The following is a 15,548-nucleotide window of genomic DNA, read 5'->3' on the forward strand; positions in this document are numbered from 1 at the left end:
TTGGTGTAATTACTTCTCTTTTTTATTCTCAATGGATTCTAATCTTTTTAGGATCTCACTTTGCTGCTGTAAAAGTAAGTTTAATTTCTCATCTCGACGCTGTTTTTCTTTTTGCTTGTTCTTGCGCTCTTCATTTTTTGCTGGCTCGGTAATAATTGAGGTTATCAAGCCTGAGATCATACCGAAAATCCCCACGCCAGATAAAATAATCAACACCGCTAAAACTTTGCCTGCAACAGTGACAGGATAGTGATCGCCATAACCAACGGTTGATATAGTGACAAAGGCCCACCATATTGCATCTCCTGCGGTATGTATGTTGGCATCAGGATTTGAACCTTCAAACATCAGCATAAAAACAGAGCCTAAAGAAATTAAAGTCACCATTAAAACTAAAATAGAGGCAATAGTGGCTTCTTTTCGATTGGATTGGATCTGCTTTAATACAGACTGACTAGAACGAAGTAAGCGAAAAATACGTAAAATATGAAAAATGCGAGCATAACGAATGGGTTCAATGATTGGAATGCTTGCTACGAAATCGATCCAGTGTTCTTTTAAATATTGGGGACGGTGCTTACTACGAAACAGATCAAGGCTGAGCTGAAAGAGAAAGAGAGCACAGATAATGGTGTCGAGTGTGATTAACATGGTACGACTGGCGTGATCTAGCGGTACAAACAATAGGCTTGAGATCACAATTAGTGATAAAAAGGACAGTATCAGCGACATTAAGCTCATGGGGTTAAGGTCAATTTTGTTATGATTCATACTAATTATTTATGGGTATCCGTTGATATAATATTGAAGAGTGTTTAGATAATGATTGCAGCTATTAATCATCAATCATGCACTAAAAAAATCGATTCTGAAAGGTAGTGGGGAAAGACTATGTCAGCAATAACGTTTAGGCCATGGGAAAGGCTAGTCACTGATATTAAATTAGTGCCAAAATTGGTCATTTTAATGGTATTTAGTACAGCACTGTTAGTAACCAAGCAGTTGTGGGATGCAAATACCTTTTACCAATCAGTCATTGCTATTCAGAAAGAAAAAGCTCAAGAGTCCGCCATTGCTAATGCAGAAGTGATTAATGGAATTTTAAATCATAAGCCTAATGGTAAAGAATTGGCTGGTGAAGCCATCAGTGTTCAATCAAAAGCGTGGTCTCAAGGCAATTATATCTATGTGATTGATCGTGATAGTGGCCAAGTATTCGGTCATAAATCAAGTCAGTCCCTATCTTCACTTACGGGATCTCTGGATGGCGGAGCTTCATTAAAACAGCTTATTGGTAGCTTATCTTCTCAGCAAGCGTATTCGATGAATGATAATTCTCGTTATGAATTTGCAGTGAAAGTGCCTAATCATAACTGGGTGGTGGTTGCCTCTCAAAGCTCAGACGGTGCAGAGCAGTATTATCAAGATTACCTATATCAAGTGATTTGGCAGACGATAGTCATGATTGTCGCTTTCATGGTTATTTTATTAGGTGCTTCAAGCATTATGTTGCGTCAAATGAAGTATTTAAACACTTCAATGAAACAGATAGCCGCTCAAAACCTTTCTGAACCTGTTGAAATGAACTGTAAAGATGAATTTGGTGATTTAGCAAGAGAGCTAAATAAAACTCGCCTTCAGCTTAAATCGGTGGTGGAAACTCAATTATCAGCATCTCAAGAGTTAGCTAGTTTAACTGAAGTGATGACGATCAGTATGGAAGGCACAAAAGAAGCGGCTCAAGAAGAGTTTGCTGAAATTGATCAATTAGCAACAGCGATGAGCGAAATGAATTCAACCGTGCAAAATGTAGCGGATAATGCTCGTAATGCATCAACGGGAACTGAACAGGCTCAAGTACAAGCGAAAGTTGGTCAAGAGTTTGTTGAAGGAACTATCGTGAAGATCCAAGCGCTATCAGGTGATATTGCGGCGTCTGCTGAAGTGGTAAATCAAGTTGAAGAAAGAGTCATGTCGATCAGTTCAGTTGTTGAAACGATTCGCGGTATTTCTGAGCAAACAAATTTACTTGCGTTGAATGCGGCGATTGAAGCCGCTCGTGCCGGGGAGGCTGGGCGAGGTTTTGCGGTTGTTGCCGATGAAGTAAGAAACTTAGCACAGAGTACACAAGGGGCAACGGTTGAAATTCAAGAGATGATCACTCAGTTACAAAACAGTGCGAATCAAGCGGTTGAGCTAATGGAAAAAAGTGTTGTTGAGGCGGCAGAAGGCGTAGAGCTTGTCACTAATGCCGGTTCTGAGCTAGACAGCATTGTAAATCAAGTGAATCATATTAATGAAATGAACTTCCAAATCGCAAGCGCTGCTGAACAACAAAGCTCGGTGGCAGAAGAGATGGACCAGAATCTAACCAATGTAAGAGAGTTGGTTGAGGCTTCTGTGGTCGTAATGACCGAATTGACAGAAACCTCAGAAGAGATGCAAAAAAATGCAGAAGAGTTAGAAGCGAAGATGAAAGTCTTCAAAATTTAAATCCTCTCGCTTGATTTTAATTGACGCCTACACTCAGTTGTAGGCGTTTTTGTTTGCGGCGAAAACCAATTTTTGGCACAGTATCAAGAGTTTGATCGTACTTAGCGATCATAAGGAATTTTCGATAAGGAATATCATGTCTTTGCCATCCTCACTAGCGTCATTAGCAGAACGTCGTCAACAAGAGTTAACTCATCTTTCTCATATTGAGCAGTGGCCTAATTCATTGCAGGATCAGCTATCAATAACTTTAAGTTGTAGTGATTTTTTGCACGAGGCATTTCAGCAAGATGAAGTGTTATGCCAAAGCTTCCCATCAATGTTTGAAGTCATTGATCGCAGTGAAGAGTATCGCTCTCGATTACAACATCGCTTATCGCAATGCAATGATGAAAACGCGTTGATGCGAGAGCTTCGCTATTTTCGACGACATGAAATGGCTTATATTGCATGGCGTGATTTTACCTTTGCTCATATCCCTGCAAGTGATTGGTCTTTAGAAATCAGTTTGTCTCATCTTTCTTTATTGGCAGAAGCCTTGATTGTAGAGTCGTATCAATGGCTTTATAAGCAAGCGTGTATTGAATGGGGGACACCGAAGAACGCTCAAGGTGAAGATCAACCTATGCTTATTATTGGTATGGGTAAATTGGGTGGTGGTGAGCTCAACTTCTCGTCTGATATTGATTTGATTTTCACTTATCCAGAAAATGGTGAGACTGAGGGCGCTCGTCGAAGCCTTGCTAATGCGCAATTTTTTACTCGTTTAGGTCAAAAGATCATTAAAGCATTAGATCAAGTGACATTGGATGGTTTCTGTTATCGCGTTGATTTACGTTTGCGTCCATTTGGTGAGAGTGGGCCATTAGTAATGAGCTATGCGGCGTTAGAGGATTATTACCAAGAGCAAGGTCGAGACTGGGAACGTTACGCGATGATCAAAGCACGCGTGATGGGTAAAGAGACTTACAGTCATTATCAAGAACTTCGTCAAATGTTACGCCCATTTGTTTTTCGCCGTTATATTGATTTTGGTGCCATTCAAGCGTTGCGTCGTATGAAGTCGATGATCACCACTGAGGTTCGTCGTCGAGGATTGAACGATAATATTAAACTTGGCTCAGGTGGAATTCGAGAAGTTGAATTTATTGCTCAAGTATTCCAACTTATTCGTGGTGGCCGAGAGCCATCTTTACGTGGGCGTGGATTATTAGAAACACTAATAGCAATTAAAGAATTAGGGCAGTTATCAGCCCAAGAGGTCGATGATTTAACCGCGGGTTATTGCTTCTTACGTCGTTTAGAAAACTTACTGCAAGCGATTGGAGATAAGCAAACTCAGACATTGCCAATGGATGAGCGAGACCAATCACGCCTTGCTTTTGCAATGGGAATGGCTGATTGGAATGAGCTATATGATGCCATTCAAACACAAATGAATAGCATACATGCGGTGTTTGAAGATTTAATTGGCCATGATGAAGAAGAGTCCGAAAACAGCATTGATAAGTCTTATGTAGAGCTATGGGATATGGCGCATAACCCTGAAGTGCTTGAGAATATTTTACAAGAATTGAACGCTGACCAAGCAGAACAACTGACTCGCCATGTTATTGAATTCAAAGGTGATCTTAAGAAGAAAACATTAGGACCAAGAGGGCGTGAAGCGATCACTCACTTAATGCCTAAATTGTTCAGTATTGTGATTAGCCGAGAAGACGCCAGTGATACCTTACCTCGATTAACGAAATTGATTCAGGCGATTGCGACTAGAACCACCTATTTAGAATTGCTTGATGAGCACAATGGGGCGTTGCAACATCTAGTTCGTTTGTGTGCAGCAAGCCCTATGGTGGCAGAACAACTGACTCGTTATCCTATCCTATTGGATGAATTGTTGGATATAAATCAACTCTATAATCCAATCGAGTTGAGCCAATATAAAATTGAATTAAATGAGTTTCTTGCCCGTATTCCAGAAGATGATATGGAACAGCAGATGGAGGCTTTACGTCAATTTAAGCAAGTCTGTTTATTAAGAATAGCCGCCTCAGATATTGCTGGGGGACTCTCTTTAATGAAAGTAAGTGACCACTTAACTTACTTATCAGAAGCGATTGTTGAAGCGGTGGTTAATCAAGCTTGGTTACAAGTGACTGAAAAGTTTGGTGAACCAACCCATCTTGAGGGCCGAGACAGTAAAGGTTTTGCGGTGATTGGCTACGGTAAAGTTGGCGGCTGGGAGCTAGGTTATAACTCCGATCTTGATATCGTATTTATGCACGATTGCGATGTGAATACCTATACCAATGGTAAAAAAGAGATCGATGGGCGTCAGTTCTACTTGCGATTAGCGCAACGCATTATTCATATTTTCTCTGTGCGTACTTCTTCTGGTATTTTGTATGAAGTCGATACACGTTTACGCCCATCAGGGGCATCAGGTCTGTTAGTCAGTACTAGCGAAGCCTTTGATGAGTACCAACGAGAAGATGCATGGACATGGGAACATCAAGCTTTGGTTCGTGCTCGCATGATTTATGGGGATATGACGTTGCAGTCTGCATTTAATGCAACGAGACATGAGATCCTCTGTTTAGTACGAGATGAAAAGAAACTACAGCAAGATGTTGTCGAAATGCGTGAAAAAATGCGAGAGCATTTAGGCGGAAAGAAAATGGGACGCTTTATGTTGAAGCAAGATGTGGGTGGTATTACAGATATTGAGTTTTTAGCCCAATACTTAGTGTTAAATCACGCTCACCAAGCGCCAAAACTAACCCGATGGTCTGACAATGTCCGTATTTTTGAAAGTTTTGCTGAGCAGGGTGTGATGAGTGAGGAGTTATCTTTATCCTTGATCCACGCGTATTGTGTGATGAGAAATGAGATCCATCATCGCAACTTATTAGGTTTCGATGCCGATGTTGTTGATGCCAGTTTTATCGAAGAGCGACAAGCAGTCGTTACCGCTTGGCATCAATGGTTTGGTGAGTAAATATTACTTAACCTTGAGTTTATTATTTCTAAGTTGGCGCAGAACTTGCGTAAATGCTACCATTTATAACAGATGATTTTGATAGATAGCACAAACCAATAATGGTAGATGATTTGCTGTTTATTACCCGGAGAAAAGAATGAAACCAACACTTCCTAATTACGATCAATCCGGTGTATTGATTGTTGGTGATGTAATGCTTGACCGCTATTGGGGCGGACCAACAACTCGTATTTCACCAGAAGCTCCAGTGCCTGTGGTTAAAGTTAATAATATTGAAGAGCGCCCAGGTGGCGCAGCGAACGTAGCGATGAATATTGCAGCGTTAGGCGGTAATGCTCATCTTGTTGGTCTTGTTGGTGATGATGAGCCAGCCAAAGCACTAACAGCGACATTAGCTTCATTAAAAGTACATTGTGATTTTGTGGCGCTTCCTGAGTTTCCAACGATTACAAAATTACGAGTAATGAGCCGTGGTCAACAGCTTATTCGTCTGGATTTTGAAGAAAGTTTCCATGACGTACCTGCTGAGCCATTAATCAGCCGTATGCAAGCAACGCTATCAAAAGTAAAAGCGGTTGTATTGTCTGATTATGCAAAAGGGGCATTAGAGCACGTTCAGTTAATGATCCAAGAAGCACGCAAAGTCAATATACCTGTATTTATCGATCCAAAAGGGGCTGATTTTGAACGCTACCGTGGTGCGACGTTATTAACACCAAACATGCTTGAGTTTGAAACGGTTGTTGGCAAAGTAAAAGACGAAGATGATTTGGTCGCTAAAGGCCAACAAATTATTGAAGAGTTTGATTTTGAAGCGCTATTAGTCACACGCAGTGAACACGGTATGACCTTGCTTCGCCGTGATATGGAACCATTGCATTTACCTACGCAAGCACGTGAAGTGTTTGATGTTACAGGTGCGGGTGATACGGTTATTTCGGTATTAGCCGCTTCGGTATCTACTGGTAAACCACTTGATGAAGCGTGTGCATTAGCCAATGCAGCAGCAGGTGTAGTGGTTGGTAAACTGGGTACATCGACATTATCAACCATTGAACTTGCAGAAGCGATTCACGGTAGCCAAGATTCTGGTTTTGGAATTATCAGTGAAGACCAATTAATCAATGCGGTAAAACAAGCGCGTGAGCGTGGTGAGCGAGTTGTCATGACAAATGGTTGTTTTGATATATTGCATGCCGGTCATGTTTCTTATTTGAACCATGCTGCAGAGTTAGGTGACCGCTTAATTGTTGCCGTTAATACCAATGAATCAGTACAGCGCTTAAAAGGCCCTGGTCGCCCTATTAATCCAACGGATCGTCGTATGGCGGTATTGGCTGGTTTAGGTGCGGTTGATTGGGTTGTTCCTTTCTCTGAAGACACACCGCAACGCTTAATCTCAGCGGTATTACCAACCATGTTGGTGAAAGGTGGCGATTATGCGATTGAAGATATTGCAGGCGGTGCAGAGGTGATTGCCGCAGGTGGCGAAGTAAAAGTATTGAACTTTGAAGATGGCTGCTCAACCACAGGTATTATTGAAGCGATTAAAGGCGGTAGAGGTTAACCTCTACTAGGCCTTAAAAGAAAAGCCACATTAAGTGATTAATGTGGCTTTTTTGTTTCTATTGTCATTTACCTTACTAAGAAGATAGATGACATAAGCTTATTTTGCTTGAGTTGTTTTATTTGTTTTTAAGCCAGCATTGATATCCATGATATCTTGCTCACTTAGTGTACCAACCGCTTGTTTTAGTTGAAGGACACTTAAGATGTAGTCGTAACGAGCGTTTGCTAGATTACGGTTTGCATCATATAAACGACGCGTTGAATCTAATACATCAACAATAGTACGTGTGCCAACATCAAAACCAGCTTCTGTTGCTTCTAATGCTGATTTTGCAGAGATTACCGTTTGCTCGTACGCTTTTAATGCACCAATAGAGGCATTGATGTTGTTGTTGTAAGCGCGAACGTTTTTAGTTACATCACGGTAAGTCGCTTCTAAATCTTGGCTTGCTGCAACGTATTGGAATTCAGCTTGGCTCGTTAATGAATTTGTGTTGCCACCTGAATACAGAGGAATATTCAAGTTAATACCTGCGTTGATATCGCCGTAGCTATCATCTTGTGTACCATTGTAAGTACCACTCTGATCTGTGTAATTGTAACCAGCATCGAAAGTCAGAGATGGCATGTGACCAGAGCTTGCTAGAGAGATATTATCTTTTGCAACATCCGCACTGATACGAGCCGCCAATAGGCTTAAGTTTTTCTGCTGCGCTTCGTCAATTAGGCTGTCTGATGATTGTTCTGATGGGCTTGCAGAGAATCGTTTGGTATCTAATACACTTAGCTTTGTGTGGCCTTGACCTGTAATCACACGCAGATCTTCATAGCTATTAACCAATTGGTTTTCAGTTAATACTTCGTTAGCTAATACGCTGTCGTACTGTGCTTGAGCATCATGAACATCGGTAATTGCAGACAAACCCACATCAAAACGTTGTTTAGTTTGTTCTAGTTGACGACCAACCGCCGCTTTTTCGGCACGTACAAATTCAAGGCTATCGTTAGCGCGTAATACATCAAAGTAGGCTTGAGCAACTCGTAAAATTACACCTTGTTGTTCTGCAGCATAAGCAGAATCGGCTTGACGAGCACTTTTTTCTGCAATGTCTAAACTAACCCAGCTTGATTGTTGGTATAGCTCTTGAGATAAATTAATACCTGCTGTTAGGCGATCATTATCACGGCGATCTTCATCACTACGTAAGATGTTGTAACCCGCAGTTAAATTAATTTGTGGTAATAACGAACTTTGAGATGAATTCACTGCTTCAAAAGCGGCATCTTTAGTCGCAGCAGCTCTTAGTAATTGAGGATCGTTTTCTTTAGCTTGATTGTATACTTGCGCAAGGTCATCGGCAGCAGCTAAAGAGCTGAAACTACCTAACGCCATTCCAATAAAGAGTGGAAGCAGTTTTCTCATAGTGGTTTGTCCCGCAAAATTGTTTTATATAATATAGTCTATAGAGTGTACCTTATCTCTCTAGACTCTGGCTGTAAAGATTACGTTTTTTTACGTTTGTACGATTAGTATCATCTAAATATTGTGGAAAGCCTCTAAAAAAAATGTAAGCATAATTAAAAAAAACGAGTTAAAAAATTGTTGCTCTGTATGATGGGTGATAAAACGGAACAGAAGATTTAGGGAATAAGAATGAAAACATCATCGAATATCGCACTATCAAATCAATTTACCGCTGATGATGTTGATGTTTTGTCGAAAGAATCCTTGTATAACGGTTTTTTTAAAATGACTAATATCGCTTTTCGTCATCGACTGTTTCGTGGTGGCTGGAGCGAAGTGATAGAGCGAGAGCTTTTTGAACGAGGTCATGCTGTGGCTTTATTGCCTTATGACCCTATTACAGACCAAGTGGTTTTGATCGAACAGATTCGCGTTGGTGCCTTAGGCTCTGATTTTCCTTGGCAATATGAAATCGTGGCTGGGATGATAGATAAAGACCAAACGGCCGAGCAAGTTGCTATTCGAGAGGCGAGTGAAGAGGCAGGCATTAGCGTGTCTTGTGTGGAAAAAATCTCGCATTTTTACCCTTCATCTGGCGGGTGTTCAGAACAGTTAGATGTGTTTGTTGGTTGTATTGACGCTTCTAAAGCAACAGGTATTCATGGTTTAGAAGAAGAGGGCGAGGATATTAAAGTACACGTTGTGACAAGAGAGAAAGCCTATGAGCTAGTCACTCGTGGCATAATTGAGAATGCGGCCTCAATTATTGCGCTTCAATGGTTAGAATTGAATGTTTCGCGCTTACGATCACAGTGGAATTCACTATAACATGCGTAAATATCACGTCGATTTATCGAGATTGATGCGTATATATGAAACTAATTACGCGAAATTAGTTTCACTTTTGCCAAGAAATGAAATAATTGGCGAACTTGCAAATTATAAAGTATGTAAGCAGCAGTATCAGATTAAGGTACTTGAGGTGACGGTATATACGACATTAGTTGAAGTTTATCAGATAGATGAACAACCAATATACCCACTACCAAAGTTAACGGTTCGACTTTATCACGATGCCAGAGTAGCGGAAGTGTGTGCAAGCCAGCAGCTAGCATATATTAAAGCGACATATGATTACCCGAATGGGAAGATGCTTCAAAAAGATGAAAAACATCAATTAAACCAGTTTTTAAGTGACTGGCTAACGTTTTGTTTGAAAAATGGGATTAGCCAAGAGCCCATTTTTTTAGAAAAGAATTAAAAGGTTGTAGCTATTTTGCTCTCGGAAACATTATTAAATAACGAAAACGGCCCAGTTCGGTTGTTACAGATAACAGATACGCATTTGTTTGCGCCTGAAAATGGGGCGCTTCTTGGTGTACCTACATTAAAAAGTTTTCAAACTGTTGTTGAACAGGTACTGCAACGTACGCCAAGTTTTGATGCGATTATCGCAACGGGCGACATATCTCAAGATCATACAGTGCCGTCATATCAGCATTTTGTTGATGGAATTAAACCATTGGTTAAACCATGTTATTGGTTACCTGGCAATCATGACTATAAACCTAGTATGGGTGGGGTACTGCCGTCCTCTCAAATCCAAGCTTGTGAACATTTATTTATCGGTCAGCATTGGCAATTAATTATTTTGGACAGCCAAGTGGTAGGCGTGCCTCATGGTGCTTTGTCACAACAGCAATTAGACTTACTTGATAGCGCGTTATCTCAACACCCAGAACGTCACTCATTAGTACTATTGCATCATCATCCACTGCCTGCTGGTAGCGCGTGGCTTGATCAGCATCAGCTAAAAAATAATGGTGAGTTTTGGGCTGTTGTTGGTCAGCATAACAATGTCAATGGCATTGTTTGTGGTCATATTCATCAAGAACTTGATCGTATGATTAATGGTGTCCGATTACTTGCTACGCCTTCAACTTGTGTACAATTTCTTCCAGATTCAGATGATTTTGCTCTAGATTCACAAGCTCCAGGTTGGAGAACGTTGGACTTATTGCCTGATGGGGAAATTGAGACGCAAGTATACCGTTTAGAGAATTGTGATTTTACTGCTGACAGTGATGCTGGAGGCTATTAAGTGAAAAAACCAAGTCTACTCTTATATATTCATGGATTTAACAGTTCGCCGTTATCTCATAAAGCGCAAGTCATGACACGTTATTGTGAAGCGCAACGACCAGACATTAAAGTGATAACACCTCGATTGCCTTCTTATCCAGAAGACGCTGCTCAACATTTAATTCAACTTGTTGAAAAATATAAAATTGACTATCAAATAGGCTTAGTTGGCAGTTCGCTAGGAGGGTATTTATCAACATGGTTAAATCACTATTATGGGTTTAAAGCTGTGTTAGTTAATCCTGCAGTGAAGCCTTATGATTTACTTGCGGACTATTTGGGAACTCAAGTAAATCCGTACACACAAGAAGAGTACTTCCTTGAAGAAAAGCACATGAAAGAGCTCTATTCGTTGCGTGTTGATACGATCGATACCCCGAGTTCTTTATGGTTATTACAGCAAGAAGGCGATGAAGTGCTTGATTATCGACAAGCAGTAGACAAGTATTCAGCCTGTAAACAAACAATAGAAAAAGAGGGTGACCACAGTTTTGTTGATTTTGAGCGTTACCCTGAACAAATTATTCAATTTCTAAATTTATAGTTACGCTTTCTCTACGCTAGAGACACAGTATCTATACAATCTTTAATACAAAGCCACATATTTAGAGTGGAATAGGGCCGTTTACTTGACTTTCCTGCTTCCCTTTCAGACTATGTGACAAATTTTAAGAAGCCTTCCGAGATATGACTGAACAATATAATGCAGGAGCCATAGAGGTTCTAAATGGCCTTGAGCCCGTTCGTCGCCGTCCTGGTATGTATACCGACACCACTCGCCCAAACCATTTAGGGCAAGAAGTTATAGATAACAGTGTCGATGAAGCCTTAGCCGGACACGCGAAAAAAGTTGAAGTGATTTTACACGCTGATCAATCTCTTGAAGTGATTGATGATGGGCGTGGTATGCCTGTAGATATCCATCCAGTAGAGAAAGTATCAGGTGTTGAACTTATCCTTTGTAAGTTACATGCTGGTGGTAAATTCTCAGGTAAAAACTATGAATTCTCAGGTGGTTTGCACGGGGTTGGTATCTCGGTAGTAAATGCCTTATCAAAGCGTGTAGAAGTCACGGTTCGTCGTGATGGTGAGATCTACGAAATTGCGTTTGAGCATGGTGAGAAGGTTTCTGATTTAACGGTTGTAGGCACCTGTGGTCGTCGTAATCGTGGTACTAGCGTACATTTTTGGCCCGATACAAGTTATTTTGATTCAGCAAAATTCTCTGTGACTCGTCTTATTAATAATCTAAAAGCGAAAGCGGTATTATGCCCAGGCTTAGAAATTGTTTTTAAAGACAAAGTAAATGATAAAGAGCATCAATGGTGTTATGAAGATGGTCTTAAAGATTACCTTTTAGAAGGTGTTGCGGGTTATACATTATTACCAGAAGACCCATTTACGGGGGCATTCTTAGGTAAAGGCGAAGCCGCAGATTGGGCCGTTACTTGGTTACCTGAAGGCGGAGAACTTGTTTCTGAAAGCTATGTAAACCTGATCCCTACCGCTCAAGGTGGTACGCACGTCAATGGTATGCGCCAAGGCCTTTTAGATGCAATGCGTGAATTCTGTGAGTTCCGAAACTTACTTCCTCGTGGTGTAAAATTAACTGCGGATGATATTTGGGATCGTTGTGCTTACGTGTTGTCGGTTAAAATGCAAGATCCTCAATTTGCAGGCCAAACTAAAGAGCGTTTATCTTCACGTCAATGTGCCGCATTTGTTTCTGGTGTTGTAAAAGATGCCTTTAGTTTATGGTTGAATGAAAAACCACAAATCGCAGAACTGATTGCTGAAGCCTGTATTGCCAATGCACACCGTCGTATGCGAGCCGCTAAGAAAGTCGTTCGTAAGAAGATTGCATCAGGCCCTACATTACCTGGTAAATTGACCGACTGTTCAATTCAAGATTTAGCACGTACCGAACTTTTCTTAGTGGAAGGGGACTCGGCGGGTGGTTCTGCGAAACAAGCGCGTGATCGTGAATTCCAAGCAGTAATGCCACTGCGCGGTAAAATTCTAAATACGTGGGAAGTATCAGCAGATCAAGTATTAGCCTCTCAAGAAGTTCACAATATTTCTGTGGCGTTAGGCATTGACCCTGACTCAGATGATTTATCAGGCTTACGTTACGGTAAAGTATGTATCCTTGCCGATGCCGATTCAGATGGTCTTCATATCGCAACGTTACTATGCGCTTTATATCTAAAACACTTCTCTTCTTTAGTTCGTGCTGGACACGTCTATGTGGCAATGCCACCGCTGTATCGTATTGACTGTGGTAAAGAGGTCTTTTATGCCCTTGATGAAGCAGAAAAAGAAGGCGTATTAGATCGTCTAAGTAACAAGCGTGCAAAAATTAACGTGCAACGATTTAAAGGATTGGGTGAGATGAACCCACTTCAACTTCGTGAAACAACGATGGATCCAAATACTCGTCGCTTGGTGCAATTAACCATTGATGATGATGAAAAGACCAATGAAATGATGGATATGCTTTTAGGCAAAAAACGTGCAGACGATCGTCGTGCTTGGCTACAATCTAACGGCGATCAGGCAGAGGTATAAGATATGAGTTCAGAAATGTCCTTGGAAGGTGTTGAGCAGCTGCCACTGCGCAAGTTTACAGAAGACGCTTATCTAAATTACTCCATGTACGTAATCATGGATCGCGCATTACCTTATATTGGTGATGGCTTGAAACCCGTTCAACGTCGTATTATTTATGCGATGTCAGAGCTTGGTTTATCTGCGAATGCAAAATACAAAAAGTCGGCACGTACGGTTGGTGATGTATTAGGTAAATACCACCCACACGGTGACTCTGCTTGTTATGAAGCGATGGTACTAATGGCTCAGCCTTTCTCTTACCGATACCCATTGGTAGATGGTCAGGGTAACTGGGGTGCGCCGGATGATCCGAAATCGTTCGCCGCAATGCGTTATACCGAATCAAAATTATCGAAGTTTGCTGATGTCTTACTTGGTGAGATAAGCCAAGGTACGGTTGAATGGCAGCCAAACTTTGATGGTACGATGAAAGAGCCTAAGATTTTACCTGCTCGTCTTCCTCATATATTGCTGAATGGCATCATGGGTATCGCGGTTGGTATGGCGACGGATATTCCTCCTCATAACGTACGTGAAGTTGCGAATGCGACGGTGCATTTATTGGATAATCCAAAAGCAGATTTAGATCAAGTGATGGATTTCATTCAGGGGCCTGATTACCCAACTGAAGCTGAAATTATTTCATCTCGTACCGATATTAAGAAGATCTACCGTACTGGTCGTGGCAGCATTAAAATGCGTGCCGTGTGGCATAAAGAAGGCAGTGATATCGTTATTACTGCATTACCACATCAAGTGTCAGGCAGTAAATTATTAGAACAAATTGCAAGCCAAATGCGAGCGAAGAAACTACCAATGGTAGACGATCTTCGTGATGAGTCAGATCATGAAAATCCGACTCGTATCGTGATTGTTCCGCGCTCAAATCGTATTGATGCTGAACCGTTAATGAATCATTTATTTGCTTCTACGGATCTTGAAAAAAGCTTCCGTGTGAACCTAAATATGATTGGTTTGGATTTACGTCCACAAGTTAAAGGCTTAGTTAGCATTCTTAATGAGTGGATTGAATTTCGTCGCACGACCGTTCGTAAGCGTTTGCAACATCGTCTTGATAAAATCTTAGCGCGCTTGCATATTTTAGATGGTCTATTGGCTGCGTATTTGAATATCGATGAAGTTATCGAAATCATTCGTACCGAAGATGATCCAAAACACGAATTAATGACACGCTTTGATTTAACTGAAATTCAAGCGGAAGCCATCTTAGAGATTAAACTTCGCCAGTTAGCAAAACTGGAAGAGATTAAGATCCGTGGTGAGCAAGATGAGTTAGCGAAAGAGCGTGATCAGCTTGAGAAGCTATTAGGTTCAGAGCGTCGTTTAAGTACATTAATTAAGAAAGAAATCTTAGCGGATGCAGAGAAATTTGGTGATGCTCGTCGCTCTCCTCTGGTTGAGCGTGAAGAAGCTAAAGCATTAACAGAGCGTGATTTAATTCCAAGCGAAACCATTACTGTCGTTCTTTCTGATAAAGGTTGGATCCGTCACGCGAAAGGGCATGACGTTGACCCAACAACGCTAAACTACAAATCGGGTGATAAATATCTAGCTCATGCGCGTGGTAAGAGTAATGCTCCTGCCGTCTTTATGGGCAGCAACGGTCGCAGTTACGCATTAGAATCACATACGTTACCTTCAGCAAGAAGCCAAGGTGAGCCAATTACAGGCCGATTAAATATAACAGCAGGCAGTCAAATTACTCATGTTGTTATGGGTGAAGAAGATCAAGCCTGGTTAATCAGTTCTGATGCGGGCTATGGCTTTGTTTGTAAGGGAAGTGATTTACTATCGAAGAATAAGAATGGTAAGACGTTATTGACGCTTCCTGAAAATTCGCTAGTGATGAATCCTGAGCCTGTTTCTGATTTAGAGAATGATGAAATTTTAGCGATTACAAATGAAGGTAGAATGCTGCTGTTCCCAATTAAAGATTTACCACAATTAGGTAAAGGGAAAGGGAACAAGATCATCAACATTCCAGCAGCACGCTCTAAGTCTCGTGAAGAGTTCTTATCTCACTTACTGCCATTACCACAAGGGGCAACTATTACCTTGTATGCAGGTAAGCGTAAGTTAGGCTTGAAACCAAGTGACTTAGATAACTTCAGAGGTGAACGAGGCCGTCGTGGCTCTTTATTGCCTAGAGGTTTACAGCGAGTGACTCGTATTGATGTTAACGGTGAAAGTACTTCAGTTGAAGTAGAAGAAAAAGAGTAAGGTCAATCTGGGTTGGTCTTAACTCTG

The 15,548-nt window shown here is 41.1% G+C and carries 11 protein-coding genes; 9 read left to right on the forward strand and 2 right to left on the reverse strand.

Going from position 1 to position 15,548, the window contains the following annotated elements; all coding sequences use genetic code 11:
- Positions 1-9 precede the first annotated feature (9 nt).
- Positions 10-771 (reverse strand): potassium channel family protein, encoded by a 762-nt coding sequence (locus PVK62_RS05155; protein ID WP_274442456.1) that lies wholly within the window; start codon positions 769-771, stop codon positions 10-12.
- A 120-nt stretch (positions 772-891) separates the two neighbouring features.
- Between PVK62_RS05155 and PVK62_RS05160 the strand changes: the two genes are divergently transcribed.
- From PVK62_RS05160 to hldE, 3 genes are all read left to right on the forward strand, one after another.
- Positions 892-2,493, forward strand: a complete 1,602-nt coding sequence (locus PVK62_RS05160; protein WP_274442458.1) for a methyl-accepting chemotaxis protein — start codon at positions 892-894, stop codon at positions 2,491-2,493.
- 136 nt (positions 2,494-2,629) lie between these two features.
- Positions 2,630-5,491, forward strand: a complete 2,862-nt coding sequence (gene glnE / locus PVK62_RS05165) for a bifunctional [glutamate--ammonia ligase]-adenylyl-L-tyrosine phosphorylase/[glutamate--ammonia-ligase] adenylyltransferase (protein WP_274442459.1) — start codon at positions 2,630-2,632, stop codon at positions 5,489-5,491.
- A gap of 139 nt (positions 5,492-5,630) precedes the next feature.
- Complete coding sequence (gene hldE, locus PVK62_RS05170) at positions 5,631-7,061, forward strand: bifunctional D-glycero-beta-D-manno-heptose-7-phosphate kinase/D-glycero-beta-D-manno-heptose 1-phosphate adenylyltransferase HldE (RefSeq protein ID WP_274442460.1); 1,431 nt, start codon at positions 5,631-5,633, stop codon at positions 7,059-7,061.
- 99 nt (positions 7,062-7,160) lie between these two features.
- Here the strand turns inward: hldE and tolC are convergent, their stop codons facing one another.
- Positions 7,161-8,486, reverse strand: a complete 1,326-nt coding sequence (tolC, locus tag PVK62_RS05175; protein WP_274442461.1) for an outer membrane channel protein TolC — start codon at positions 8,484-8,486, stop codon at positions 7,161-7,163.
- Positions 8,487-8,717: 231 nt separating this feature from the next.
- Here tolC and nudF point away from each other — a divergent pair, with 231 nt between their 5' ends.
- From nudF to parC, 6 genes are all read left to right on the forward strand, one after another.
- A complete protein-coding gene (gene nudF / locus PVK62_RS05180; protein ID WP_274442462.1) occupies positions 8,718-9,356 on the forward strand; it encodes an ADP-ribose diphosphatase in 639 nt (212 codons plus the stop codon).
- A 1-nt stretch (position 9,357) separates the two neighbouring features.
- Positions 9,358-9,789: a DUF1249 family protein gene (locus PVK62_RS05185; protein ID WP_274442464.1), complete on the forward strand. Its 432-nt coding sequence runs from the start codon at positions 9,358-9,360 to the stop codon at positions 9,787-9,789.
- Between the two features lie 15 nt (positions 9,790-9,804).
- Positions 9,805-10,629 carry a 3',5'-cyclic-AMP phosphodiesterase gene (gene cpdA / locus PVK62_RS05190; RefSeq protein WP_274442465.1) on the forward strand — a complete coding sequence of 275 codons (825 nt, stop codon included), beginning with the start codon at positions 9,805-9,807 and terminating at the stop codon, positions 10,627-10,629.
- Entirely contained in the window at positions 10,630-11,214 is a 585-nt protein-coding gene (gene yqiA, locus PVK62_RS05195; protein WP_274442467.1) for an esterase YqiA, read from the forward strand.
- 143 nt (positions 11,215-11,357) lie between these two features.
- The gene (parE, locus tag PVK62_RS05200) at positions 11,358-13,238 is read left to right on the forward strand and encodes a DNA topoisomerase IV subunit B (protein WP_274442468.1); all 1,881 of its coding nucleotides are present in this window, start codon (positions 11,358-11,360) and stop codon (positions 13,236-13,238) included.
- 3 nt (positions 13,239-13,241) lie between these two features.
- Positions 13,242-15,521 (forward strand): DNA topoisomerase IV subunit A, encoded by a 2,280-nt coding sequence (gene parC, locus PVK62_RS05205; RefSeq protein ID WP_274442469.1) that lies wholly within the window; start codon positions 13,242-13,244, stop codon positions 15,519-15,521.
- The last annotated feature ends 27 nt before the right edge of the window (positions 15,522-15,548 follow it).

The sequence above is a fragment of the Aliivibrio sp. S3MY1 genome, from assembly GCF_028765575.1.
Taxonomy (GTDB): domain Bacteria; phylum Pseudomonadota; class Gammaproteobacteria; order Enterobacterales; family Vibrionaceae; genus Aliivibrio.